General features: G+C 65.6%; 24 protein-coding genes. 7 read left to right on the top strand and 17 right to left on the bottom strand.

Features of this window, described 5'->3' with window-relative positions; translation table 11 throughout:
• Window positions 1-42: 42 nt before the first annotated feature.
• The 5 genes from MYCSM_RS23055 to MYCSM_RS23075 are packed head-to-tail and all read right to left on the bottom strand — an operon-like array spanning window position 43 to window position 4,118.
• Window positions 43-966 carry an ABC transporter substrate-binding protein gene (locus MYCSM_RS23055; RefSeq protein WP_015308578.1) on the bottom strand — a complete coding sequence of 308 codons (924 nt, stop codon included), beginning with the start codon at window positions 964-966 and terminating at the stop codon, window positions 43-45.
• Window positions 967-976: 10 nt separating this feature from the next.
• Window positions 977-1,675: an ABC transporter permease gene (locus MYCSM_RS23060; RefSeq protein WP_015308579.1), complete on the bottom strand. Its 699-nt coding sequence runs from the start codon at window positions 1,673-1,675 to the stop codon at window positions 977-979.
• Window positions 1,676-1,700: 25 nt separating this feature from the next.
• A complete protein-coding gene (locus MYCSM_RS23065; protein WP_015308580.1) occupies window positions 1,701-2,345 on the bottom strand; it encodes an ABC transporter permease in 645 nt (214 codons plus the stop codon).
• Complete coding sequence (locus tag MYCSM_RS23070) at window positions 2,342-3,445, bottom strand: ABC transporter ATP-binding protein (protein WP_015308581.1); 1,104 nt, start codon at window positions 3,443-3,445, stop codon at window positions 2,342-2,344. Before MYCSM_RS23070 ends, MYCSM_RS23065 begins: the two co-directional genes overlap by 4 nt.
• Entirely contained in the window at window positions 3,432-4,118 is a 687-nt protein-coding gene (locus tag MYCSM_RS23075) for an IclR family transcriptional regulator (RefSeq protein WP_015308582.1), read from the bottom strand. Before MYCSM_RS23075 ends, MYCSM_RS23070 begins: the two co-directional genes overlap by 14 nt.
• Window positions 4,119-4,280: 162 nt before the next feature.
• Here MYCSM_RS23075 and MYCSM_RS23080 point away from each other — a divergent pair, with 162 nt between their 5' ends.
• Window positions 4,281-5,729 carry an aromatic amino acid lyase gene (locus MYCSM_RS23080; RefSeq protein ID WP_015308583.1) on the top strand — a complete coding sequence of 483 codons (1,449 nt, stop codon included), beginning with the start codon at window positions 4,281-4,283 and terminating at the stop codon, window positions 5,727-5,729.
• Here the strand turns inward: MYCSM_RS23080 and MYCSM_RS23085 are convergent.
• Both MYCSM_RS23085 and MYCSM_RS23090 read right to left on the bottom strand, forming a co-directional pair.
• The gene (locus MYCSM_RS23085; RefSeq protein ID WP_015308584.1) at window positions 5,726-7,237 is read right to left on the bottom strand and encodes a GMC family oxidoreductase; all 1,512 of its coding nucleotides are present in this window, start codon (window positions 7,235-7,237) and stop codon (window positions 5,726-5,728) included. The two genes, MYCSM_RS23080 and MYCSM_RS23085, sit on opposite strands and share 4 nt — an antisense overlap.
• A 131-nt stretch (window positions 7,238-7,368) precedes the next feature.
• On the bottom strand, window positions 7,369-8,916 hold the full coding sequence (locus MYCSM_RS23090; protein WP_015308585.1) for an MFS transporter: 1,548 nt from the start codon (window positions 8,914-8,916) through the stop codon (window positions 7,369-7,371).
• Between the two features lie 78 nt (window positions 8,917-8,994).
• Here MYCSM_RS23090 and MYCSM_RS23095 point away from each other — a divergent pair, with 78 nt between their 5' ends.
• Window positions 8,995-9,654 (top strand): winged helix-turn-helix transcriptional regulator, encoded by a 660-nt coding sequence (locus tag MYCSM_RS23095; protein ID WP_015308586.1) that lies wholly within the window; start codon window positions 8,995-8,997, stop codon window positions 9,652-9,654.
• 65 nt (window positions 9,655-9,719) lie between these two features.
• Here the strand turns inward: MYCSM_RS23095 and MYCSM_RS23100 are convergent, their stop codons facing one another.
• The 3 genes from MYCSM_RS23100 to MYCSM_RS23110 form a co-directional block, all read right to left on the bottom strand.
• Window positions 9,720-10,601 (bottom strand): type IV toxin-antitoxin system AbiEi family antitoxin domain-containing protein, encoded by an 882-nt coding sequence (locus MYCSM_RS23100; protein ID WP_041314746.1) that lies wholly within the window; start codon window positions 10,599-10,601, stop codon window positions 9,720-9,722.
• A gap of 149 nt (window positions 10,602-10,750) precedes the next feature.
• The gene (locus tag MYCSM_RS23105) at window positions 10,751-13,369 is read right to left on the bottom strand and encodes an AAA family ATPase (RefSeq protein ID WP_015308588.1); all 2,619 of its coding nucleotides are present in this window, start codon (window positions 13,367-13,369) and stop codon (window positions 10,751-10,753) included.
• Window positions 13,366-14,514, bottom strand: a complete 1,149-nt coding sequence (locus MYCSM_RS23110; RefSeq protein WP_015308589.1) for a metallophosphoesterase family protein — start codon at window positions 14,512-14,514, stop codon at window positions 13,366-13,368. The genes MYCSM_RS23105 and MYCSM_RS23110 overlap by 4 nt, the downstream gene beginning before the upstream one ends.
• Window positions 14,515-14,731: 217 nt before the next feature.
• On the opposite strand from MYCSM_RS23110, the gene MYCSM_RS23115 reads away from it, so the two are divergent.
• A complete protein-coding gene (locus tag MYCSM_RS23115; protein ID WP_041314748.1) occupies window positions 14,732-15,238 on the top strand; it encodes a SixA phosphatase family protein in 507 nt (168 codons plus the stop codon).
• Window positions 15,239-15,279: 41 nt separating this feature from the next.
• Here MYCSM_RS23115 and MYCSM_RS23120 read toward each other — a convergent pair whose 3' ends face one another.
• A complete protein-coding gene (locus MYCSM_RS23120) occupies window positions 15,280-15,834 on the bottom strand; it encodes a DUF3558 domain-containing protein (protein ID WP_015308591.1) in 555 nt (184 codons plus the stop codon).
• Window positions 15,831-16,337, bottom strand: a complete 507-nt coding sequence (locus MYCSM_RS23125) for a DUF3558 domain-containing protein (RefSeq protein WP_051073933.1) — start codon at window positions 16,335-16,337, stop codon at window positions 15,831-15,833. Before MYCSM_RS23125 ends, MYCSM_RS23120 begins: the two co-directional genes overlap by 4 nt.
• A 199-nt stretch (window positions 16,338-16,536) precedes the next feature.
• Here MYCSM_RS23125 and MYCSM_RS23130 point away from each other — a divergent pair, with 199 nt between their 5' ends.
• The 3 genes from MYCSM_RS23130 to MYCSM_RS23140 are packed head-to-tail and all read left to right on the top strand — an operon-like array spanning window position 16,537 to window position 22,354.
• Window positions 16,537-18,264, top strand: coding sequence for an ABC transporter ATP-binding protein (locus tag MYCSM_RS23130; protein WP_015308593.1), 1,728 nt, complete (start codon window positions 16,537-16,539; stop codon window positions 18,262-18,264).
• Entirely contained in the window at window positions 18,261-20,171 is a 1,911-nt protein-coding gene (locus tag MYCSM_RS23135) for an ABC transporter ATP-binding protein (RefSeq protein ID WP_015308594.1), read from the top strand. Before MYCSM_RS23130 ends, MYCSM_RS23135 begins: the two co-directional genes overlap by 4 nt.
• 17 nt (window positions 20,172-20,188) lie before the next feature.
• Window positions 20,189-22,354, top strand: a complete 2,166-nt coding sequence (locus MYCSM_RS23140; protein ID WP_015308595.1) for a molybdopterin-containing oxidoreductase family protein — start codon at window positions 20,189-20,191, stop codon at window positions 22,352-22,354.
• Window positions 22,355-22,390: 36 nt separating this feature from the next.
• On the opposite strand, the gene MYCSM_RS23145 is transcribed toward MYCSM_RS23140, so the two are convergent.
• From MYCSM_RS23145 to dtd, 4 genes are all read right to left on the bottom strand, one after another.
• Window positions 22,391-22,960, bottom strand: a complete 570-nt coding sequence (locus tag MYCSM_RS23145) for a hypothetical protein (RefSeq protein WP_015308596.1) — start codon at window positions 22,958-22,960, stop codon at window positions 22,391-22,393.
• Window positions 22,961-23,231: 271 nt separating this feature from the next.
• Window positions 23,232-23,423: a hypothetical protein gene (locus MYCSM_RS37330; protein ID WP_157681383.1), complete on the bottom strand. Its 192-nt coding sequence runs from the start codon at window positions 23,421-23,423 to the stop codon at window positions 23,232-23,234.
• A 240-nt stretch (window positions 23,424-23,663) separates the two neighbouring features.
• The gene (locus tag MYCSM_RS23155; RefSeq protein ID WP_015308597.1) at window positions 23,664-23,864 is read right to left on the bottom strand and encodes a hypothetical protein; all 201 of its coding nucleotides are present in this window, start codon (window positions 23,862-23,864) and stop codon (window positions 23,664-23,666) included.
• A gap of 44 nt (window positions 23,865-23,908) precedes the next feature.
• Window positions 23,909-24,340 (bottom strand): D-aminoacyl-tRNA deacylase, encoded by a 432-nt coding sequence (gene dtd / locus MYCSM_RS23160; protein WP_015308598.1) that lies wholly within the window; start codon window positions 24,338-24,340, stop codon window positions 23,909-23,911.
• Window positions 24,341-24,411: 71 nt separating this feature from the next.
• Between dtd and MYCSM_RS23165 the strand changes: the two genes are divergently transcribed.
• A complete protein-coding gene (locus MYCSM_RS23165) occupies window positions 24,412-25,008 on the top strand; it encodes a class I SAM-dependent methyltransferase (protein WP_015308599.1) in 597 nt (198 codons plus the stop codon).
• On the opposite strand, the gene MYCSM_RS23170 is transcribed toward MYCSM_RS23165, so the two are convergent.
• Window positions 25,005-25,622, bottom strand: coding sequence for a DUF305 domain-containing protein (locus MYCSM_RS23170; protein WP_015308600.1), 618 nt, complete (start codon window positions 25,620-25,622; stop codon window positions 25,005-25,007). The two genes, MYCSM_RS23165 and MYCSM_RS23170, sit on opposite strands and share 4 nt — an antisense overlap.
• Window positions 25,623-25,669 lie beyond the last annotated feature (47 nt).

A 25,669-nucleotide genomic window follows, 5' to 3' on the forward strand; every position in this document is an offset into this window, starting at 1 on the left:
GCTACCCCGCGCTGGGCGCGGGCGCGGCTCTACAAGTGACAGCTAGCTCTTCGATATGCCTGCGCTGGCGAGCCACTTCTTGGCGATGTCGGACAGGTTGGTGCCCTTGGCCGCCTCGGCATTCATCGAGATCAGGTCATCGGTGGTGAGCTTGGCCGACACGGCGTTCAGCGTCTTGGTGATGCTGTCGTTCTGCTTGCCGGACTTGATCAGTGGGACGACGTTCTCCGCAGCGAACAAGTTCTTGTCATCGGAAAGCGCGACAAGGTGATTCGCGTGCAGACCGGGGTCGGTGCTGAACAAGTCGCCGGCTTGGATCTGCCCGTTCGTCAGCGCCGTCATCGTCAACGTGCCACCGGCATCCAGGCTGACGAAGTCCTTGAAGTTGAGCCCATACAGGTCGCGAAGGCCGACCACGCCCTGGGTGCGCGTCTTCCATTCCGGCGGCCCGCCGAGAACGAGTTCACCGGCGACCGGCTTGAGGTCGGAAATGGTCTTCAGCTTGTACTTGTCGGCCGTTGCCTGTGTCACGGCCACGACATCTTTGTCCTCGGCCGGCGACGGCGTCAGCATCGCGGTGCCCGCGGGCAACTTGGTCGCGAGCTCGCTTTGCACGGCTTGCGGAGTGGCGGCCGTCGACTTCGGATCCAGGTAGCTCAACAGCGCACCGGTGTACTCGGGTACCAGATCGATGGAGCCGTCCTTGAGTGCCTGAAGATAGACCTCTCGGCTGCCGATGTTGAATTGCTCTTTGACGCCTACGCCGTTGGCCTGCAGGGCCTGCGAATAAATGCTTGCGATCAGCTGGCTTTCGGTGAAGTCGGCAGAACCGACAATGACTTGCGAGCCCGACGATCCGCTGTTGTTCCCGCCGCCGGAGAGCGGATCGCCACCCCCACCGCCGCACGCGGACAACGCGAGAACGGAAGCGGCGGCCAGTGCCGACAGTAGTGTGCGTTTCTTCATGGTGTATCTCCTAGGTGGTGGCCGGCTCGAGCACGGTGGTGGATATCGGTGAGCTGGATTTGGATGCGGTGCGGCGCAGGCCGGGCGACACGATGACGCGGCCAAGCCAGGCGAACGTGAACTCGAGGACGATCGCCAAGATTGCGACCAGGATTGCCCCGCCGGCCATTTCGCTGAAGCTCGCCTGCGCCCTGCCGTCGAGAATGAATCGGCCCAGGCCCTGCAGACCCAGATAGGCGGCGATGGTGGCCGTCGAGACGATCTGCAGTGTGGCGCTCCTGACTCCAGAGACCATCAGCGGCAATGCACAGGGAAGTTGCACACGCAACAGAATCTGGCTCTTGGTGAACCCCATGCCCCTGGCTGCGCCGACGGCGTCGGGGTCGGCGGTCTGGATGCCGGCATAGGTTCCGGTGAGTATCGGCGGGACCGCAAGCAGCACAAGCACAACGATGGTCGGCAGGACGTAGACCAGCTTGCCTGCGACGACCGGGGAGATGACCAAGAACAGGAGCACGAGCAGGCCCAGCGACGGCAGTGCGCGCAACGCGTTGGCCGATCCTGCGACCAGCGCCTCTCCGCGTCCGGTGTAGCCGATGAGAATTCCCAGAGGCACCGCGATGACCAGCGCGGCCAGCAGCGCGATCACGGAGTACAGCAGGTGGTAGCCGACTTGGGCCGGAATGCCGCCAGAGCCCGACCAATTCACTGGATCGGTCAGCCACCAACGATGTTCATGACGTGACCGTCCTTTGCCGCCACGGGGTCAAGAGTCTGTTCAGCCAGATGATCACGCCGTCGAAGACGACGGCAAGAACCACGCACAGCGCAATGCCGGTGACGAGCGGAACGTACAGCCGCAGTTGGAATCCCTGGGTGAACAGCGAACCGAGCTGCGGGATACCCAGCAGGGCCGCCATGGTCACGATGCTGACGTTGGACACGACCGCCACGCGCAAACCAGCGGCGATGACGGGCACCGCGACTGGCAGTTCGACGAGAACAAGTCGCTGCCATCCCCGATAGCCCATGGCCTCCGCGGCCGCGACCGTGTCGTGTGGCACCGAGTCCAGTCCGTCCGCGACCACCCGCACGAGCAGCGCCAGTGTGTAAAGCGTCAGGGCGACAACAATGTTCAGTGGGTCGAGGATCTTCGTGCCGAGAATGACCGGCAGGATGATGAACAAGGCGAGCGAGGGAATCGTGTAGAGCAGTCCAGCCGTTCCGACGATCGCGGCCTGCCCGCGCTTGAATCGATGCGCCCACCACCCAAGGGGCAGCGCGATGATGAGCCCGAGGATCGTCGGTACCAGCGTGAGCCAGGCGTGGCTGATCGTCAGTGACACGATTCGATCGATGTTCGACGATATCCAGTTCATGCCGCGGTCCTCGCGTCCTTCGCTCGGCGGATCGCCTCGATGACGTCATGGTCGGATGCGGTGCCAAGCAGCGCGCCGTTCTCATCGGTGACGACGCAGCGGCTGCTCGGGCTGGACAGAGCCGAGTTCAACAGGTCGCGAAGCGGATCGGTGCGTGACGCCGACGTGGCGCTGAGGTTGACGTCGCTGTCCTGAACGCAGTCGCCGCGCACGCTTTGGGTGTCGACCCAGCCGATCGGCGCCCGCTTCTCGTCGACCACCAGAACCCAGCGCCCTTGCGCAGTGATGTTCGAGACCGGCTGTCCGACAGTGATAGTCGGCTCCTCGTTGAGCTTGAGAAGGTCATCCGAGGTCTGGAAACCCAATGCGCGGTAGCCGCGAGCGGAGCCGACGAAGTCCGCAACGAAGGCGTCGTTGGGCGCTGCAAGCAATTCGGCCGGAGTCGCGGCTTGAGCCAGAGTCCCACCCTGGCGAAGCACCACGACCTGGTCCCCGAGCTTCAGCGCCTCGTCGATGTCGTGCGTGACCATGACGATGGTCTTGGAGATGTCGGCCTGCAGGCGCAGGAACTCATCCTGCAGCTGGTTGCGCACAATCGGGTCCACGGCACTGAACGGCTCGTCCATCAATAGGAACGGCGGGTCCGTGGCCAGCGCCCGCGCCACGCCCACCCGCTGCTGCTGGCCCCCGGACAACTGCCACGGATAGCGGCGGGCGAACTTCGCATCCAGTCCGACGCGTTCGAGGAGTTCGATTGCCTTGGAACGGGTTTCCTTCTTACTGCCGCCGAGCAGCCGCGGCAACGCGGCCACGTTGTCGACGACTGTGCGGTGTGGGAACAGGCCCGCGTTCTGGATGACGTAGCCGATCCGTCGGCGCAGGGCCACCTTGTCGAGCGTCTGGGTGTCGACCCCGTCGAGTGTGATGCTGCCCGAGGTCGGCTCGATGAGCCGGTTGATCATCCGCATCGAGGTGGTCTTGCCGCAGCCCGACGGGCCGACCAAGGTGGTGATCTTGCCGTTGGGAGCAGTGATCGTCAGCTTGTCGACCGCGACGGTGCCGTCGGGGTATACCTTGGAGACGTTGTCAAATGTGATCATGACTATCTTTCTGGCGCAGTGGAATACGACTCAGGCCTGCGGACAGGGTGGCCGCTGCTGAACCGAGCTTTCGGCCGCACTTAGCCGCTTGGGAGGCGCTGAGCCGGTAGCTGGGGATCACCAGACTCAGGGCCGCAACAATGCGCGCTTCCGAATAAATCGGGGACGAGATCGCGGTGACGTCGGCTTCGACGCCGCGTTCGACGATCACGTAGCCCTGCTCGGGCACCCGGCCGCACAACGCGTGTCCCGCGGCTGATTTGTCCAATGGGACCGTGCGACCCACCCAGCTGGCGTGGCGCACCGAATGGGTGCCTTCGACGATGCTGATGTAGAGCGCCGTGCCGCCGTGTCCCTCGACGCTCAGATACGCGGACTCCCCCACATCGGCGACCAGCTTCTCCATCACGGGCTTTGCGAAGTCGATCAGCGATTCGTTGGACAATGCCTGCGCGCCGAGCTGGATCAGCCGACTGCCGGGTCGGTAGGTACCGCCGCCGTCTTCTTTGGTGACGAACCCGGTGTTCTCCAGCGTGCGGAGCAGCCGCAGTGCGGTGCTCGGCGCGAGGTCGCATTCCCTGGCGCTGTCGGCAAGATTCGCGCCGCCCCGATCGCAGATGGTGGCGAGCAGGGCGAGTGCACGCTCCACGGTGCGCGTGGACGGTTCGGCCACCGTGACCTCCTCTCACCGGCATGCAATCTACGAGGGGTTTGTTGCGATCAACGCCTCGTGGATTTCCACTAAGTAAAAATCAAATTCCATCTAGCGGCAATACCGAGTTTCGGTGATGATAGGACTCGTCGCGCGGCGGGAAAAGCGAATGAGGAGAATTCCATGCTTGTACTTAACGGATCCGCGAGTATCGCCGACGTGGTGGCGCTCGCGGACCGCCGCGAGCAGGTCTCTGTTTCGCCGAGCGTTGTCGAAGCCGTTGACCATGCGCACCGCATGGCGGCGAACCTCAGCACCCGCTTCCCCATCTACGGGCGAACCACTGGTGTCGGCGCGAATCGGACCACGTCCGTGTCGCCGTCGGACACTGAGTACGGCATGCGACTGCTGCGCAGCCACGCCGTCGATGCGGGCGATCCGCTCGACAACAGGACGGTGCGGGCGATGCTGGCCGTCCGGCTTGCCCAGTTGTGCGTACCGGGCGCGGGACTCGATCCGAAGATCTTGTCCGGGCTGGCGGCGATGCTCAACGACGACGCGCTGCCGGAGCTTCGTCAGTACGCGTCGATCGGGACCGGTGACCTCGCCCCGCTCGCGGGCACCGCATTGACACTGATCGGTGAGCGGCCAGCGTCGAAACCACTGACGCCCATGGCGCCGTGGGGCGCCGACAGCGCGCTGCCGTTCATGAGCAGCAGCGCGCTCACCGTTGGCCGTGGTTGCCTTGCACTGGACGAGCTTTCACGTCTGGAGCGAGCGTCGAGCATGATCTACGCGCTGAGTTTCATCGCACTCGACGGCAATCCCGAGGCGCTGTCTTCCGTCGCCGCGCAAGCGTCGGCCGCCCCGTACGTCGCCACCGTCGCCGATCGCCTGTGCTCACTGCTGGCGAGCGGGCGAGATCGGCAACCTGCTCGCATCCAGGATCCGTACGGGCTGAGGGTGTATCCGGTAGCGCAGGCGGCCGTGCTGGCGTCCCTGCATTCACTGGAGGGACAACTCGAGCGGACACTCAACGCCGCGCAGGAGAACCCTCTGTTCGACGTCGACAAGGAAGCGGTCGTCCATCACGGTGCGTTCTATCAAGCATCGCTGTCACTCGAATTGGATGGCACCACGCTGGCGCTCGCGCTCACCGCACCCATCACCCATTCCCGCATCCGAATGATCAACGATCCGGATACCAACGGCGGCAATCCTTTTCTCGCCGCAGACGCGGCCGGATCATCCGGGCTGATGATGGTCGAGTATGTCGCCGCAGGCGCGATCGCGGAGATTCGCAACGCCGCGCAGCCAGCGTCGGCGGGCACGCTCGTGCTGTCGCGGGGTGCAGAGGAGGACGCCACCTTTGCCTCTCAGGGCGCGCAGCAACTCGAGCGGTCGATCGCCGCGTATCGGGTCTTACTGTGTTGCGAACTTGTTGGCGCGGTGAGGCTTTTGCGTCAGCGCGGGCTGGACGACCAGATCAGCGGCGAGGTCGGTGACGCACTGAAGCTAGCCGAGGTTCTGCCCCGAGACGCCGACGATCGCGACCTCCGTGGGGATATCGCGCTCGCGGAGTCGCTGCTGGACGAACTGGGCCAACTGGTTCCGGCTGACGCACGCGCCTAGCAAGCTTCGCGGATCAAATCCGCGGCCTTTTCCCCGATCAGTACGCTTGGCGCGTGAGTGTGGCCACGGACGATCGTCGGCATCACCGACGCATCGGCCACCCGCAGCCCGTCTACACCGCGTACGCGGAGGTCCGCGTCGACGACGCTGGCGTCGTCGCTACCCATCCTGCAAGTGCCAACCGGATGATAAAGCGTGTGCGACAACGAGTTCAGCGCCCGTTCGAGTGTCTCGTCGTCGAGCTGTGTCGCCTCGAGCGGCCGGGCGATCGTGCCGATGATCCCCTTGAGCGCGGCAGCCTTGGCGATGTCGGCACACATCCGCAGCCCGGACATCAGCGCAGCGCGGTCGGCGCCGGTGTCGTCGGTCAGATAGCGCGGGTCGATGATCGGCTTGTCCTTCGGATCCGCTGACCGCAGCGTGATGGTGCCGCGGCTGTGCGGCTTGAGCAAGATCGGCCCCATCACAACGGCGTGGCGGTCGTAGGGGTCGCCGAGCCCCTCCTCGAAGTAGGGAGCCGGGGCGAAAATCAGCTCCAGATCGGGGTGTTCGAGATCGTCGCGACTCTTGGCGAACCCGTAGGCCTCACCGACGTTCGAGGTGAGCATGCCGCGCCGGCGGACAAAGTAATTCAGAAGTTCGAGCGGCTTCTCTGCCGTTAACAACGTGTCGTTGGGAACATCGAATCCAAGCGGAACCACCAGGTGGTCCAGCAAGTTGGTGCCGACGTCGGGTATGTTGGCCACCACATCGATGCCATGCTCGGCGAGGTGGTCGCCCGCACCGATGCCGGACAGCATCAGCAGTTGCGGGCTGTTGATTGCACCGCCACAGAGCACCACCTCGCGGCGGGCTGTGACAACACGGCGGGCGCCGAGCTGCTCGAATTCCACACCGACGGCGCGCTTTCCGTCGAATATCACGCGCGTCGCGGTGGCCTCGGTATGCAGCGTCAGGTTTTGCCGCCGCAGCGCCGGTTTGAGATACGCGTCGGCGGTGCTCCACCGCGCTCCCCGACGCTGCGTGACGAGGGTTTCGACGAATCCCCGGTGACCGCATTCGCGGGCGGCTTCCAGCCAGGCCGCCGTCGAGGTGCGCGGGCTGCGCTGCGGGGAGATGATGAGCGGACCGCTTTCGATGCGTTGGAAGTACTTCTCGACGTTGGCGTAGCTCCACTGGTCGCCGGCGTGCTCGGCCCACTCGTCGTAGTCGGCGGGAAAGCCGCGAACCCACATCATCGCATTCATCGATGACGAGCCGCCGAGCACTTTGCCTCGCGGCCAATAGATTTCGCGGCCGTCGAGTTCCTTCTGCGGCTCGGTCAGGTAATCCCAGTCCATGGCGCTACGAAACAACTTCGCAAAGCCCGCAGGGATGTGAATGAACTTGTCCTTGTCCCGCGGGCCCGCCTCGAGCACCACGACCTGAACGGACGGATCGGCGCTGAGCCTGCTGGCCACCACCGAGCCGGCCGAACCGGTCCCCACCACGATGTAGTCGGCATCCACCTGCCGGAGTCTATGAGCCCGGCGGCCGTCGCACGGTCAATTCGATCGCCGCAGGATCCTAACCAGCTCGCTGAGTCGTTCCAGCGCGCTCGAACGAGGCAATCTGTTCACCCGGTTATCGGTGTAGGTGCTCATGCCGACACCGCCTCGGCCTGGAGCTGCTCGGGGTGGCGTGCCCGGGCGGGAAGCAACCAGGCGACGACGATCGCGGCGCCCAACGCGATACCGGCGCTGACCAGTGATCCGATCTGCAGGCCGTCGAGGAACGCCGTGTTCACGGCCGCGCGAACGTCGGGAATCACGGGCTGCGGCAGTTGACCGATCACTCGCTGCGCGGCGGCCATTGACCGCTCCATGGCTGCGCGGGCATCGGCGGGCAGATTGGCCAACGCGGTGCTCGCGGACAGCCGGCTCGAATAGACAGATGCGAACACGCTGCCGACGATCGCGACGCCAAGGGTGCCGCCGAGTTCGCGTGTCGTGTCGTTGACGGCCGAGCCGACGCCGGCCTTGTCTACGGACAGCGAGCCCATGATCGCCTCGGTCGCCGGCGCCGTGGTCAGACCAAGGCCGCCGCCGAGAAGCACCATCTGCACAGCGATTTCGGTGTACGGCATTGCCGCGTCGGCCGTGGATGCCCACGCGAGTCCTGCCGCAAAGGTGACCAACCCGCCTGCGACCACTGCGGTGGTGCCGATCCGTTCGACGATGCGGGGGCCGACGATGCTGGCGACCGCGATCGAGATTGCGACGGGCAATAGCCGTACTCCGGATTCAAATGCGCTGTAGCCCTTGATGAATTGGAAGTATTGGGTGATGACGAAGATGAAGCCGAACAAGGTCAGGAATCCAGCGGTCACGGCGAGGCTTCCGCCGGAGAACCGCCGGTTGAAGAACACGGTCACGTCGAGCATCGGGTGCGGGGTGCGCCGCTCCCACAGTGCGAAGGCTGCGAGCACTCCGACGGCACTTGCGAAGCCAACCGCGGTGTGCGCGCTGCGCCATCCCCAGTTCGGCGCCTCGATGACGGTGTAGACGAGCGCGGTGATGCCGACAGAGGACAGCGCCAGGCCAGGCACGTCGACCGGTGGTGCCGCGGGGTCGCGCGATGTCGGGACGAACAGGACGCCGCCGATGATCGCCAGCACGGCCACCGGCACGTTGACCATGAATACCGAACCCCACGAGAAGTGTTCGAGTAGCCAGCCACCGGAGATCGGACCCGCCGCCACCCCGACGCCGACCATCGCGGCCCACAACCCGATCGCCTTCGCGCGTTTCACGGGGTCGGTGAAGATGTTCGTGATCAATGACAGCGTGGTCGGAAAGATGACAGCGGCGCCGATGCCCATCGCTGCGCGCGCGGCGATCAGCGCGTCGGCCGAGGTCACTTGTGCGGCAGTGGCGGAGGTGATCGCGAAGAGTGCGAGTCCTCCGCTGAGCCAACCGCGGCGGCCGAAGCGGTCGGACAGGCTGCCTGCCGACAGCATCAGGCCCGCCATCACAAGGGTGTATGCGTCGACGATCCATTGTAGTTGAGCGGTGTCGGCGTCCAACTCCCGCGACAGCGTGGGCAGCGCGACGTTGACGATGGTGGCGTCGACGCTGATGACGAAGACGCTCAGGCAGATGAATGTGAGCGCAACGATCGGGCGATCTTTGAAGACTGGGATGCTCATGGGCAAAACCGTAAACCTTTCAGACAAGTTTCTCAAGTAATATGACGTATTACTTGTCTAAGTGGTAGGGTTATTCCCATGCCACGGAGCTATCAGCAGAACTGCCCCATCGCCAAGGGCCTCGACGTGCTCGGCGAGCGATGGACGTTGCTGATCCTGCGGGAGCTCGTCGGTGGCCCCCGCCGCTACGGTGACCTGCGCGGACAGCTGCCCGGCATCGCGACCAACCTGCTGGCCGACCGGCTGCGCGAGCTCGAGGAGGCCGGTCTGGTCGACCGCGAGGAGCTGCCGCCGCCCGTCGCGCGGACGGTGTACACCCTGAGCCAGACGGGCTGGCGGAAGGTACTACCCGTGGTGAAGGCGATCGCGACGTTCGGCCTCGACATGGTCGTGCCTGACGAGAGCGCGCTGACGCCGCTCAATGGATTCCTGGCCGGCATCCTGCTGGGCATCGAGCCCGGCAACGTTGGTGACGTCCGAGCCTCGTATCGCGTCGACATCGACGACCGCCGGTTCGAGTTCGCCGTCGACAGCGATGGACTGAATGCCGCGCTGGGTCCGCCCGTCGTCACCGTGACGGCGACAGCCGCGGACCTGATTGCGGCGCGGCTTGGCGCGACCGCCGCAGAACGCAAGGCCGCGCTGCGGCGGGTGAAGTTCGACGGCCACGGCGATGCGGTCGACGCAATGCGACGGGTGTTCGCGCTCACGGGCGACCCTGGCCTGTTGGCGGCGTAGACCCCCTACGTGAGCAGACGCAAATTGCCCCGACACGCCGACGAAATGGGGCAGTTTGCGTCTGTTCAGCCGGCCAGTTCAGCGCTGCTTAGGTGGTAGAAGATCCGCGCTACGAGATCCAATGGCCTGAGCCGGACGTCGTCGACGACAATCGGTACCACGGTGTAGCCGCACTCCTGCAGCCTCGAAGTCTTCGTGCGATCGTGCTTCAGCGCCGTTGAGCTGACATGCCACTCCATGCTTTCGTACTCGGCGACGACCATCGCCTCAGGCCAAGCGAAGTCAACCCGCCAGCGATCACCACAGCGGTCGACTATTTCGTACTGCAACTCCGGCGTCGGCAAGCCGCCGTCGATGAACACCAATCGCGCCTCGCTCTCCATTGGTGACTCGGAACGACCGTCAACATGCCTAATCAGCTCACGCACTTTGATGATGCCCCGCCGCCCTTTTTGGGCACGGATGGCTACATCGAGTTCCGTTGCAGTGCACGCTCCAGAGTGCAACGCGGCATCAAGCGTTGCCAGAGCGCGTGGTCGCCGCAGTGTGCGTGCGACTTCGACGGCAGTCCATGCCGGGGCGGTCGCCAAACGCTCGCGAACACGTTGTAGCGGCGCGTCGATCCGTTGATGCACCATCAAGCGCGAGCTCGGCCGCATGCGTACGCCGGGATCGAGGATATGGATGCGGTCGTCCTGCTCTGTGTCGAAGTCAAACAAATGTGCGGCCGTGCCCATACAAGCGACAATTGCCTTGTTAGTGAGCCGGTCGAGTCCCGCGAGTTGGCCGACTGTGTCGGGTGGGGTCAGCGAGTAGACGCCGTGCCACACCCGAATAATTGCGCCGGCTCTCAGATGACCGTCGAGCGCCTTCCGCGACATCACCGTCAACAACTGTTCGCGGGTGACCAAGTCACCTCTCGAGGCGAAGAACTCGTCGATGAACACAAACCGAGGATTGTCTGCCGCAATCACAACCCGACATACCCTGCGGCCGATCTGTGGATGAATCTGCGGATGTGCACTGCCCAACAGACGCAAATTGCCCCGACACGCCGATGAGATGGAGCACTTTGCGTCTGTTCGCGGAAAGGAGGTCAGGCCGTCAGCACGATGTGGTGGGCATCCGTCACGCTGGCGTAGCGCTCCGGGCTGCAGGTCAGCACGATCACCTGACCGTCGCCGCCGACGGCGTCGAACACCGCGCCCATCTTGGTGAGCCGTTCGGGGTCGGTGAAGCCGAGCGCGTCGTCGATGACGACCGGCACGCTGTCGTCGGCGGCCACCAACCCCGCGCCCGCCAACCGCGCGACGATGCCCATCTGCTCCTTGGCGCCGCCGGACAACGACTCGTACGGCACCGTGCGGCCCGCCAGTGTCCGGCTGCAAATCCGGAGCGCGCTGTCGATCTCGACTTCAAAGCTGTCGCCAAACACGATGCGGCCCAACCGCTCCACCTGGTTTCGGAACGGGTCGACGTAGCGCTGCCGGGTGGCGTCGCGGTGTCGCGCCATCACCGAGCGCAGCAGCTGCGCAGCGCGGGCACGGCGATGCATACGCAGATACTCGGCCTCTGCGTGCTCGCGCTCGATCTGCGCGGCATCGAGCTGACCCTTGCGGCCCTCGGTGCCGTAGACCTTGAGTTGCGTCGTCACCTCGCGCAGCGCCTCAGACGCTTCCCCGTGTCGGCTGTCCAGCGAGTCGGCCCGGCGGACCGCATCGTTCAGCGCGGCGCTGACTGTGTCCGGTGCGCTCTTCGCCAGCTCGGCCCCCAGCTCCGCGACAAGTCCGGTCGCGCGTCGCGCTGCCTCACCGTCGGCCTCTGCCTTGACCGCGAGCGCATCATCGGTCGCCACCGCCCGCTGTTGAATCAACCGCTCCTGTGCTGCGGTCAGCTCGGTCTGTGCGGCGGTCAACGTCGAGCGGGCGACGTTGGCGTGCGCCGTCCGCTCCCCCAGCCGCTTCGCGGCGGCCTCTGCCACCTTGCGATGCGTCTCGCAGTCCGCGATGGCCTGCTTGTGCGCGGCCACCGCGGCGTCGAGCTCGGCGCGAGCAGCGGTCGGATCGTCCCACAGCCCGAGGTCGGCGGGCTCACCCGCGCGCAATTCGGCTAGACGCGTTCGTAATTGGTCGACGATGTCGTCGCCTGTCAGCGCTTCGCACGTAGCGCTCAGCTTCGTCTGCGCAGCGATCAATTCGCGGCGGCGCTCGTCCAACCGTCGTGCCTCGCCGACATCCGCGGCCCGCGCGTTCGCCAGCTCACCCGCCAGAAGCTCTTGTGCCGCTTCGAGTTTGGCCTGCGAATCCGATGCCGGAGTTCCCGGTACGACGCGCGCACGCAGCAGGCCGGGCAGTTCGATGTCGGTCGGCGCGCCAACACTGGCGGCCCAGCTGCCACCCGCCTGAAGCGCAACCTCTTCGCCCTCGACGCGTACCTCGACGTCGGAAAGCGCGACGAGTTCGATATGGGCTGAAGCGAGTTCGGCTTGGCCTGCGGCCCGGTCGACCGCGATGGCCGCGGATTCGATCGCCCGCATGGTGTCCTCGGTCAACGCAATGCCTGGGAGCTCGCGCACAACGCGGTCGAGTTCGCGGCGCGCGGCGTCGAGCTTGGCGAGGCGGCTTTCAAGCCGGTCGGCCTCGTCCCGGTCGGACACCCGCTCGACAGCGCGCCGGGCGTCCTCGACCCGAGCCTGGGATGCCTCGACCGCGGCGCGTGCCTGCTCCGCTGCGGCCTCGGCGGCCTCCTGGACTTCGGTCGCAGTGGCGAGCTCCTCGACAGCCTCTGCCGACGCTGCCTCGAGCTCGGCGATGGCGGCCGTGCGCTGGTCGATGTCGGCTCGAAGCCGGCGCCGTTCCGTCAGCGCGGCGACGGACGCGGTGAGGGTTGCATCCGCAGCAGTGGCGACCACCTCGGCCTGCTTGAGCTGCTGCGTCAGTGCGGCGACGGCCTCCGCCGCGGCGCGGGCGTCAGCGAGCCGTTTCGCCGCATCGGCGCGCTCCTGGGCGAGCAGCGACAGGCTTTCGGTCAGCCCGGCATGCCTGCGCACCGCATCGTCGACCTCGGCTACCGCGGCCGCGCAACGCGCCACCTCGTCGTCGGCGTCGCGTAACCGCTTGATGGCAGCGGCCCACTCGGCGGTCGGACGGCCGGTCGGCGTGTAGTACCGCAGGTATTCGGCGTCGATGCGGTCGATCAGCAGTGGCTCGGCCCCGGACAGCTGAACGGCTTCACCCGCCGCCGCATCCAGCGCGCGGGACAGCGCGTCGCACCCCGAAAGATCCACCACCGCAGTGGACGTCGCCTGCAGCACGCGCTGCGCCTGCCACAACTCCATGTCGACCGTCTCGTCCAGCAGCGCAAGGACCCGCTCATGCGCTTCGTCGCCGGTGAGCTGCTCGCGACGCGGCGCCAGCACCGTCAACTGCGTCTCGCAACGCTTGTGAAACCGCTTGTGGTACACGAATCGATAAGGGCCGGTGGAGATTTCGGCGGTGATCTCGGCGCCCACGTCGGCGTGCGTCGGCTTGACCTGCTTGACATCCTTTTTGTTCGACCGATCCTTGGAGTTGATCAGCAGGTCGAGCGCCTCGATCATCGACGATTTGCCGATCTCGTTGGCGCCGCTGACCACGACAACGCCGCGGTCGGGGAACTCGATCTCGCGATGGGTGATACCGCGGTAGTTCGTCAGCACGAGGCGGTGCAGTTTCATGCCACACCTCGGTCCACCAGCCGCAAAAGCAGCGCCAGCGCTGCGCGGGCGTCGTCGGCGTCTGCACCGTCGGCCCGTGCGGTGCTGACCAATTCGTCGACCGCGGCCGCGGCGAACCCGCCGATGCCGAGGTCGTCGAACTCACCGTCGGCAGGGATGACCGCGATATCGGTCTGCTTGTCCCACGGCACCAGGGCTGCGAACAGCCGGGCGTACTTGTCGAGGCACGCATCGAGCGCGGCCTTGTCGGTCACCGTCAGCGATCCGTTGAGCCCCAGCCGCACGACGGTGCGCTCCTTGTCCGGCATCAAGTCCAGGTTGATGTCGAGATCGGCGACGTCGCGACTGCTGTCCACGGTGCGGCACAGCGTGATGAAGCGCCACCTTCCGACACGTTGTGCGTCTACCCGAACCGGCCGATGCGGGTCGTCTTCATCGATGTCCACCAGCAGCACGTGCCCGGGATCGGGCTCGATGTCGTCGTAGTTGGTGACCTCCGGTGAGCCGGAGTACCAGATGCGGCCCGTCGCACCCACCTGAGTGCGAGAATGCTTGTCCCCCAACGCAATATAGTGAACAGCGCCGCGATCGATGGCCGCCTCGAGCGCGCCGAGCCGGAGCAGCGACGGTTTGTCCTTGTCCGGTTCGAAGATGTCGACGCCGCCGTGGCCCACCACGATTCGCGTAACGCCGTCGGCCTGCAGCCCGTCAAGCACCTCAGCGACCAGATCGCTGGTCGGCTTCTTCGAGCGCCACGGCGCGGCAACGATTTCCAGCCCCGGCCGCACCTTGTGCACCCCTGCCCGGTCGAGAACTGTGACGTTGTCGGGGCATTCGGCGGTGAACAGCGCGCTGGTGTACACCGATGCCGCGTCGAGCGGATCGTGGTTGCCCGGCAGCAGGTACACCGGAATGCCAATGGCGCGCATGACTTCCAGTGACATGCTGACGTCGCGCGGCGCAAGTTGGTTGTCCTCGAAGACATCTCCTGCCACGACGACGAATTCGGCGCCTGCGTCAACCGCGAGCGGTCCGATGCCGACGACGACGTCGCGGCGGGCAGCCGAATACCGTGGCTGGGCCTCGCCGTTCAGGAAGTATCGGGTCATGCCGAGTTGCCAGTCGGCGGTGTGCACGAATCGCATCTCGGCCCTCTCTCGTCGCTGTATCTCCTCGGCATCGCGAGTGTAGGTCCGGGCGCCGACAAGTCGGTGGACGTCGTTCGGCATGTGCGCCGGCAAACCGACAGGCGCCGAGACTACGGACTGTGATGGGAATCGGCCCGCCGGGCCGCCAGAAACCGTAGTGTCGGCCAACCGGGCCGCACTCTGCAGCACACTGCCGGGGCTTACGGTGGACACCGTGACCGACCGGTACCGCACGTTGCTCTTGCTTCGGCACGCCAAATCGGACTATCCCACGGGGGTGGCCGACCATGAGCGGCCGCTGGCCCCGAGGGGAAAGCGCGAGGCCGGATTGGCCGGCGACTGGCTGCGGGCCAACGCGCCCGCGATAGACGCGGTGCTGTGCTCGACGGCCACCCGCACCCGCGAAACCCTGGCCCGGACCCGCGTCGAGGCGCCGGTTGACTATCTCGACCGGCTCTACGACGCGACGCCCGGCGCGGTGATCGAGGAGATCAATCGAGTTGGGCCCGACGTCGAAACCCTGCTGGTGATCGGACACGAGCCGACGATGTCGGCGCTGGCGCTGGGGCTGGCAGCCGCGGAAGACAGCAATAACACAGCGGCCGAACGCATTTCGACAAAGTTTCCGACGTCAGCCATCGCGGTGCTGCGGACCGGCGAGCCATGGGACCAGCTGACGCTCAGCGGCGCCGCGCTGGTGGGCTTCCATGTACCCAGATAGTTGGCTCCACGCGCAAGCGTTCGCCCAACCGCTCGTCGGCGCTAGGAGCTGGTGGCCAGCGTCAGCTCCATCAGCTTGATCACCATGCCGCACGCGTCGATGCCCGGCGTCTGCGGGTTCAACCACCAACCGACCACGCCGCCGGCATCGCTGGCGACTCCGCACGCACCGTTGGGATCGTTGGGCTTCATCACGATCGACGGCACGCCCGCGATCGAGCGGTTCTCGATCTGATAGTTCAGGCTTTGGGCGACCTTTTTCTCGTTGTCGAGGCTGCCCTGCTCGTACCAGAACCGGGTGATGTCGATCAGGCCAGCAGGGTTGGCCGCCTGCCAGCGACACACCGCGCCGACGAACGTGCTCTGGATGTCCAGCGGATCGGCGCCGACGGTCTTGGCGAGGATGTCCTCGGTCAGCACCTCACATTCCTTCAGCAGGTTGGGGTACTGCTTAGCCGAGTCGTTGTTGCGGGGCACGTTACCGGATCCCGACTTGGTCGCGGTGCCCTGGACCGTTGAAGTGCAACCGGCCAGCAGCGCCACGACAGACATCGCGGCGACCACGCCGGCCAGTGCCCGACGACGGAGGCGGCTCATTTCGCGTTCACAATCGATTGGCGGGTCAGTTCCTTGGCCACCTCACACGGATCCGGGAACGGCTGCTGGTTGAAGCTGATCGACCACTCGATGAAATCGTCCTGGAATTGGATGCCGACCTCGCACAGGTTGTTGCCGATCGTGGGGTCCGTGCCCAAGGCGATGAACCCGCTGTGCCCTTCGATGTTGATGTCCTCGACGCTGGCGCGCGACAGCTCCTCGGTCTTGCGTTCGCGCCCGATCGGGCTGCCGCGATACCAGGTAAAGGAGAAGTGAGGGCCGAGGATGCCGCCGCCCTGCAGCCACTGGCAGCCGACCGAGTTGCGCGCCGTGTTCACCAGGCCGGTGACGCGGGTCTGTTCGGCCAATGTTTGGTCAGTGACGCCGCCACACTCGCGGAACATCGGGCCGTGCGACGCGTTCTGCGACGGCCCAGGTGACTGCGGCACGCTAGGCGAAGTCGACCCGCTGGAACCGCTGGAGCACGCGGCAAACAGCGGCATCAAGGCCGCCGCCGCCACGGCCAGCGCCTTCGCGGACCGTGGCTTGCCGGTCGCGCACTTCCTGAGGGTCACGCCATGCACTGTAGCGGCACCCCAACACCTCAACCACCGACATGCCGATTGACCAGCTCATTTAGCGAATTCTCAGGTGGCCCTGCCGAACACAACTTCGGCCGGGGTGGTATGCGACAGTAACGGGATGCTTTGGGCGTTGCTGCGACGGTATACGCGCCCGTACCGCTCGCTGCTCGCGATCGTGGCCGGGCTTCAGCTCATCAGCACGCTCGCGTCGTTGTATCTGCCCACCGTCAACGCCGCGATCATCGACGACGGCGTCGCACAAGGCGATCTGCGCAGGATCGTCGAACTCGGCGGCGTGATGCTCGCCGTCACCGGGATGCAGGTGGTCTGCGCGGTCGGCGCGGTGTACTTCGGCTCGCGGGCAGGTATGGGCGTCGGACGCGACCTACGCAGGTCGATCTTCAGCCACGTCACGAGCTTCTCGGCGGAGGAGACGGCGCGGTTCGGCGCCCCGTCGCTGTTAACCCGGACCACCAACGATGTTCAGCAGATCCAGCAGTTCGTCCAGCTGACCTGCACGATGCTGATCACGGCGCCGATCATGTCGATCGGCGGCATCTTCATGGCGGTGCATCAGGACGCCGGCCTGTCGTGGCTGCTGCTGATCAGCGTGCCGGTGTTGGCGCTCGCCAACTATCTGATCGTGTCGCGCCTGCTGCCGATCTTCCGTCGGGTGCAGCGTCAGATCGACAGCATCAACCGGGTGATGCGTGAGCAGCTTTCCGGCCTCCGGGTGATCCGGGCCTTCGCGCGGGAAGCGTTCGAGCGCAACCGGTTCGGCGTCGCGAATCAGGGCCTGTCGGATTCAGCGCTGGAAGCGGGACGCTTGCAGGCACTGATGCTGCCGGTCACCACATTGGTGATCAACATCTCCAGCGTCGCGCTGATCTGGTACGGCGGCTTGCGAATTGACGCAGGCCAGATGCAGGTGGGCTCGCTGATCGCGTTCTTGTCCTACTTCATGCAGATCCTGATGGCCGTGCTGCTGGCAACCTTCATGCTGGTGCTGCTGCCGCGCGCATCGGTCTGCGCCGAACGGATCACCGGCGTGCTGTCCACGACACCCGGTATTGCCAGCCCGCCGGAGCCGGTGCAGCCCGACGCCGTTCGAGGCAAAATCCAGTTGGACGGCGCGACATTCAGCTACCCCGGTGCGGACCGCCCAGTGCTGCAGGATGTTTCGCTCACCGCCATGCCCGGCGCCACGACGGCGATTGTCGGCTCGACCGGTTCGGGCAAGTCGACGCTGATCGCGCTGATCTGCCGGCTCTACGACGTCACCGGCGGCTCGGTCCGCGTCGACGGCGTCGACGTGCGCGACTACGACACCGAGCAGTTGTGGTCGGCGATCGGGCTGGTGCCGCAGCGGGGCTACCTGTTCTCCGGCACGGTCGCCGACAACCTGCGATACGGCAAGGCCGATGCGACCGACGAGGAGATGTGGGAGGCGTTGCGGGTCGCGGCGGCCAGCGATTTCGTCGGCGCCCACCCGGACGGTCTCGGAATGCTGGTCGCCCAGGCCGGCATCAATTTTTCGGGCGGCCAGCGGCAACGGTTGGCGATCGCGCGTGCCGTGATCCGCCGTCCGGCCATTTACCTGTTCGACGACGCGTTCTCCGCACTCGACGTGCATACCGACGCCCGAGTGCGCGCCTCGCTGCGCGACGTGTCGGCGGATGCCGCGGTAGTGATTGTGTCGCAGCGTATTTCGACCGTCGCCGAGGCGGACCAGATCGTCGTGGTCGATGACGGTCAGGTGGTGGGTATCGGCACGCACGACATGCTGCTGGCCACCTGTCCGACCTACGCAGAATTCGCCGACTCGCAAGCGGTGAGCGTTCGATGACCGCCGGACCGATGACGCGGCCGATCCGCGGCGTCCTGCAGGCACCGACGGAGCGGTCGCGCGACTTCAAGGGGTCGGCCGTTCGGTTGGTCAGACGGCTCACCCCGCAGCGTGGGCTCACCTCCGTGGTGATCCTGCTGGGGGTCGGCGGCATCGCCATCGGGGTGATCGGCCCGCGGATCCTGGGCCATGCGACCGATCTGCTGTTCAACGGTGTGATCGGGCGCCAACTGCCGGCCGGGCTGACGAAAGAGCAGGCGATCGCGGCGGCGCGGGCGCGCGGCGACAACACCTTCGCCGATCTGCTGTCGGGGATGAACGTGGTGCCGGGCCGGGGCGTGGACTTCGGCGCGATCGGCCGCACGCTGTTGTTGGCGCTTGCGCTGTATCTGGTTGCCGCGCTGATGGTTTGGCTGCAGGCCCGCATCCTCAACGTGGTGGTGCAGCGCACCATGGTGGGCCTTCGCGCGGACGTCGAGAACAAGGTGCATCGACTGCCGTTGCGCTACTTCGACTCTCGGCAACGCGGTGAGGTGCTGAGCCGGGTCACCAATGACATCGACAACCTTCAGCAGTCGCTGTCGATGACCATCAGCCAGCTGCTGACGTCGCTGCTGACCGTGGTGGCGGTACTGGTGATGATGCTGACCATCTCGCCACTGCTGACGTTGCTGACCGTCATCACCGTGCCGCTCTCGCTGTGGGTGACACGCGCGATCGCCCGTCGCTCGCAGCGGCTGTTCGTCGCGCAGTGGCGCAACACCGGCCGGCTCAACGCCCACATCGAGGAGACCTACAGCGGCTTCACCGTAGTCAAGACGTTCGGTCACCGGGCCAGGGCGCTCGAGCAGTTCGAGCAGTTCAACGACGACGTCTACCACGCCAGCCGTGGCGCGCAGTTCTTCTCCGGGTTGGTCGGCCCTGCCACCACGTTCGTCGGAAACCTGAGCTACGTGGCGGTCGCGGTGGTCGGCGGCGTGCAGGTGGCGACGGGTCAGATCACGCTGGGCAGCATTCAGGCGTTCATCCAGTACGTCCGCCAGTTCAATCAGCCGCTGAGTCAGGTCGCGGGGATGTACAACACGCTGCAGTCCGGAGTGGCAAGTGCCGAGCGGGTATTCGATCTGCTGGACGCCGAGGAGGAGTCCCCGGACCCGGGTGTGACGCTGCCCTCTGTGGACGGTGGTCCGCGTGGGCGGGTCGAGTTCCGGCACGTCGACTTCAGCTACCAGCACGGTACGCCGGTGATCGAAGACCTGTCGCTGGTGGCGGAACCGGGCAGCACCGTCGCGATCGTCGGGCCGACGGGCGCCGGTAAGACGACGCTGGTGAACCTGCTGATGCGGTTTTACGACGTCGATTCCGGGCGCATTCTCGTTGACGGCGTAGACATCTCGACTGTTGACCGGCAATCGCTGCGGTCCCAGATCGGCATGGTGCTGCAGGACACTTGGCTGTTGGGCGGCACGATCTACGACAACATCGCCTACGGCAGGCCGGACGCGAGTGAAGACGATGTGATCGCGGCCGCCACAGCCGCATACGTCGACCGATTCGTGCACACGCTGCCCGACGGCTACCAGACGATCGTCAGTGACGACGGCGGCAACATCAGCGCCGGCGAGAAGCAGCTGATCACCATCGCCCGCGCCTTCCTGGCCCGCCCGCAGCTGCTCGTCCTCGACGAAGCAACCAGTTCGGTGGACACCAGGACCGAGCTGCTGATCCAGCACGCGATGGGCGAACTGCGCCGAGATCGAACGAGTTTCATCATCGCGCACCGGCTTTCGACGATCCGCGATGCCGATGTGATCCTGGTGATGGAGGCTGGCAGGATCGTCGAGCGCGGCAGCCATCAGGAACTGTTGGCTAAGCATGGCGCTTATTGGGAGATGACGCAGGTCTAACGGGCTAGGGTGCGTCCATGACCGCCACGGTGCACACCTTCTGCCGGTACTGCCTGGCCTGTTGCGGTGTGGAAGTGACGGTTGAGGACAACCGGGTCACCAAGATCTCACCAGACAAGCAGAATCCCCACACCTGGCAGGACTTCTGCGCCAAGGGCCGCACCGCGAACCAGCTTGTCGAGCATCCGCGGCGGATTCTGAATCCAATGCGCCGCGTGGGCGACACCTACGTCGAGGCAAGTTGGGATGAGGCGATCAGTGACATCGCCGCCCGAATGAACGCGCTGATCGACGCCGACGGCCCCGATGCGGTCGGCATCTATTACGGCAATCCGTCCGGGTTCTCCTCGTCGAACATCATCTTCATGAACGCGTGGCTGGACGCGGTCGGCACGCACAACAGGTACTTCGTCGGCTCAGTGGACCAGAACGCGATGCACGTCGTCGCATCCGAGATGTACGGCTCGATGCTGATGGCACCTGTGTCTGACATCGACAATTGCGATTACTTCCTGCTCGTCGGCACCAATCCCGCTGTCAGCGCGTGGAATTGGCTGGAGACGGTGCCGGGCGGATGGCGGCGCGCTTTAGAGCGGCAGAAGCAGGGCGCGACGATCGTCGTCGTCGACCCACTGCGGACCGAGACCGCCGAGAAGGCCGACGTCCATCTGGCGGTGCGGCCCGGCCAAGACTGGGCGCTGCTCCTTGCGATGGTCAAAGTGATTCTCGAGGAGGGGCTGGAACACCGCGAGGACTGCATCGAATTAGCTACGGGTATAGACGATCTGAGGGCGCTTGTCGCCGATGCCGACCTCGACGATCTGGCTTCGCGATGTGACATCCCGCGGGCCCGGATCGAACAGGTGGCGCGCGATTTCGCCGCCGCGCGCGCCGCGATGGTCGTGACGCGGACCGGGGTTTCGCTGCACCTCGCGGGCACGGTCGCGGAGTGGCTGGGCCACGTGCTCAACGTCATCACAGGTCGGATGGACCGTCCCGGCGGTCGCAGGTACGAGCCAGGGTACGTCGACGCGCTCCGGTTGTCCGGCATGATCAAGGAGTCACCGCATCGGAGTCGCGTTGCGGGTCGCGGCATGGTCGCGGGCGCCCACGCGCTGAGCGAATTGCCCTCGGAGATAACGACTCCGGGGCCGGGGCAGATCAAGGCGATGCTGATCAACTGTGGCAATCCGGTGGTCTCGGGGCCCGACGGCGCCAAACTCGACGAGGCATTTCAGCAACTGGATCTGTTGGTGGCCATCGACTTTGTGCAACGCGAGAGCCACCGTCACGCACATTGGTTGCTGCCCGCTGTGCACTGGTTGGAACGCGACGACCTACTCGCGTTCACCAGCAACATGCACGACGAGCCGTACCTGCAGTACGGATCGAAGGCGGCCGAACCGCCGCCGGGCGCCCGTCAGGAATGGCGAATCTTCGTCGACCTCGCGATCGCCATGCGAAAACCGCTGTTCGGCGCAATGGGTCTGAACGGTTTCATCAAGGCGACACGCCGACTGGCGCGACTGTCGCGCAAGCCGGCGGTGGAGTTCGGGCCGCACTGGGTCGACCGGCTGGTCGTCGCCACCGGGCGAAAGGTCAACGGCCGCAGGATCAAATGGCGCGACGTGATGGCGCACCCGCACGGCTGGGTGCTGGGCCCTCGCGAATTCGGCCACTTCAGAAAGGCGCTGAGGACCGACGACAAGAAGGTGCACGCGGCGCCGGTGGAGTTCGTGCAGCGGGCGCGCGAGTTGCTGGCCGAACCGGGCCCGCAGGCACCTGCGGAGTATCCGTTCCAGCTGGCCAACCGGCGCAACCGACACTCGATGAACTCATGGCTCAATGAGTTGCCCGGTCTGCATCCGTCCGGCAAGCACAACGAGGTGGTAATCCATCCCGACGATGCGGCCGCGCTGGGCATCAACGACGGCGACAGGGTGAAGGTCTTCTCCCCTGTCGGTGCGATCGAACTGTCGGCTTCAGTCGACGAGCGGCCGCGGCGCGGTGTGCTCGTCATCGACCATGGCTGGGGCTCACGGATTTTCGACCCGCGCGGCGGCGCGCAACCGGAGTCCTACGGCGCTAACCGCAACCTACTGATTGACGGCGGTCCTGTTGACCCGCTGTCGCAGACCGCCGCACTCAGTTCGTCGTACGTCGGGATCGAACGCTTGGCCTGATCCGCCGGCGGACCTGCTGCGCTTCTGCCCGCCAGCCTAGAGCTGAGGGCCCTCGGCGCGCAGGTCGTCGACGTTCCTCATGGCGTCCCGCAGCTTGCCCAGCCATTCGTCGGCGTGCTCGCCGACCAGCCGGACCGACCACGCCAATGCATCCGATCGCGACCGCGCCACGCCGGCGTCGACCAACGTGTCGAGCACCTGACGTTCCGGCTGCTTGAGCCGGGTCATCACCGGAACAGCGATGTGCGTGAACAGAATTCGCTCGGCATTGTCGCCGCTTCCTACCTCGACGCCCCAGGCGACCTTGCGCCCGTATCGGGCCTCGGCCTCGTCGGCGATGTGCATGCGTTCACCGCGAGTCTCTTCGCGGAAGCGGGAGACTCTGCCTGACGCGCGGGCCTCGCTCTCCTCGCCGTCGGCCACCGGGAGGTGGCCGATAACTGTGATTTCTTCGCGGTCGACGACGACCGTCGGGTCGCCGGCGAACCAGCCATCGGGTAGCCGACCGGCGAACCAGTCGGCGGCGTCGCTTGCGTGGGGTTGCTCGGCCTGCTGCCAACCGCCGGGGCGGCCTGGCCGTCGGCCATGAAGGTGATGATGTCGCATGATTACATGATTACATCGTTACAACACTGATGGGAGGCCTTTCACCGCCAGCGAACGGCCTTGACCACCTCGAGGCTCCTGACCTGGTCGCGGGTGACTGCTCCGAGCCGATCCGAACCACTCGCTCGATGCGACCTCCACGGCAGGCGCAGCGACCTGGCGACCCGGTTAGGCGCGGTGCCACCGTGCCAGGCGATGACGACGGAGCCGCCCGGACGGACTAGCGTCGCGGTTGAGGCGGCTCGCCTGGTCGCGCTTCTCGGGCGACGGGTCAAACGCCAAGAATGTTCGCGGCATCGATGCGTTCGGTGAGCAGCTGTATGAGTCCGCCTGGGCCATAACCGGCTTCGAGGACATGATTCCCCGGCTGGACGTCAAGAACTGCCTGCAGTTCGTCATGCTTGTTGGTCCACAGCATGATCCGGCCGGCTAGCCCGCGCGGAGGTGGGAAGGGATTTTCCATGCTCTCGACGCTGGCAGCGAAGCCGCCAAGACCCTCGGACTCAACACGTCGGCGCTGCGCTACTACCAGGACAGGGGTCTGGTGACGCCAGGGCGGCGGCCGCGACTTTCTCAAACATGCGCTGGCCTGCCCCGCCGACCACCCGGTCGAGGAATGCCCCCACATGATCGAGGGTGCTCGACAAGCGACTGGGCGGCGTCACTCTCGAAGAGCTTGCCGCCGATCAGGGTCAGCCGGTGGCTAGCGCTTCATGAGCAGGACAGCGCCGCCGCCGACGACCGCCCCGATCAGCAGCAGCACGGCCAGGGCCGGACTGACCAACCACCACACCAGCCCTACTCCGATGAGGACCGGCGAGACGGCGAACAGCACCATGCCCGGGTGCTGCTTGATGACCGCCAGAGCGCTCTGCGCCCGGACCCGGTCGATTTCCTTTGCCATGGGTCAAGGATGCCAGCGGTCGACCGATTCGGTGTCCCAACGGACTAAGCCTCCAGCAGCACCGTCACCGGGCCGTCGTTCACAAGCGCGACCCGCATGTCGGCGCCGAACACACCGGTTTCGACGTGCGCGCCGAGGCGTTGCAGTGCTTCGGCGAAGGCCGTCACCAGCGGTTCGGCGACGGCGCCGGGAGCCGCAGCGTTCCACGTCGGGCGTCGGCCCTTCGCGGTGTTGGCGTAGAGCGTGAATTGGCTGACCACCAGTATCGGCGCGCCGACGTCTGCGGCGGCCTTTTCGTCGTCGAGAATCCTTAACTGCCAGAGCTTTTCGGCCAGCCGCTGCGCCTTCGCGGCATCGTCGGTATGTGTGACGCCGACGAGCGCGAGCAGGCCCTGACCGTTCGGGGCGACGGCGCCGACGATTTCACCGTCGACGCTCACGGATGCCGACGTCACTCGTTGCACGAGGATGCGCATGACCGCAGATGCTGCCATGCGCGCTATGCGTAGACCTATCGGGTCATACCCCAAGGGGTATTGTCCGCGACATGAAGCTCAACTCCATCGAACGAGCTTTTGTGAACAACCCAGTACGGGCCGCCCATCAGCACCACCGCGAAGCGGCGTGGTTCAAGCGACTGGCAGGCGGCGACCTGGCTGGTCAGCATGTGCTCGAAGTCGGCTGCGGGCAGGGCGTGGGTGCCCAAGTCATCCTCGACCGACTGGGCGCTGCGAATGTGACGGCGTTCGACCTCGACGAGTCCATGGTCGAACTGGCACAACGACGATTGCACGGCCGGCCGGTATCGCTGTCGGTCGGCGATGTCTGCGACATCGAGTTGACGACCGGCGGCGTGGACACCGTCGTGGACTTCGGGATCATCCACCACGTACCGAGTTGGCAAGAGTCGATCCGCGAGATCGCCCGCGTGCTGCGGCCCGGCGGCTTGCTGCTATTCGAGGAGATACCCCGCCACATGCTCGACACCTGGATCTTTCGCACGCTGACCGTGCACCCGCGCGAAAATTGGTTCGAGGCAGACGAATTCGCGACCGAACTGGCACGCCACGGGTTACACGGCACCGGCCGAATCGAGAAGCACTTCGGCGGTGCGCTGTTTGTCGGGGCGGCGCGCAAGAGTTAGAGCGTCGCCACGATGCCCTTCATGGTGTCGATCTCCTTCTGCTGGGCGGTCACAATCGACTTCGCCAGTTCGATCGCGGCGGGATACTGACCATCCTTGATTTCTTTCTGCGCCATCGTGATTGCGCCTTCGTGATGCGCGATCATCTGCGTCAGGAACAGCTTGCTCGCCTCGACACCCTGCGCGTTCGTCAGTGCCGTCATGTCTGCGTTGGACATCATGCCGCTCACCCCCGGCATGTCGTGACCGGACATAGCTGGCATAGCCGGAGTGCCCCATTGAGTGAGCCAACCCTGCATCAGCTGGATCTCGGGCCCCTGGGCCGCCTTGATCTGATTGGCGAGTTCGGTGACACGCGCATCGATGCCCTGCTTGCCAAGGACCATGTCGCTCATCTCGACCGCCTGCTGGTGGTGCGGGATCATGTGCTGGGCGAACATCACATCCGCGTCGTTGTGGGCCTCGGCCACTGCGCTCGTGGTGGGGGCGGCGGTAGCGCTCGCCGACGAGGAGTGTGCCGCCGGGTGCTCGGGTTCGTTGGAGCTGCTACAGCCGGTCGAAATGGCCAGCGCCGCGAGGGCACCGACGCCGATCAGGGTCGTTCGCTTCCACATAGTCATGAGTCCTTTCTACTTACTTCTCATACCCTAGGGGGGTATGG

The sequence above is a fragment of the Mycobacterium sp. JS623 genome (assembly GCF_000328565.1).
Classification (GTDB): domain Bacteria; phylum Actinomycetota; class Actinomycetes; order Mycobacteriales; family Mycobacteriaceae; genus Mycobacterium.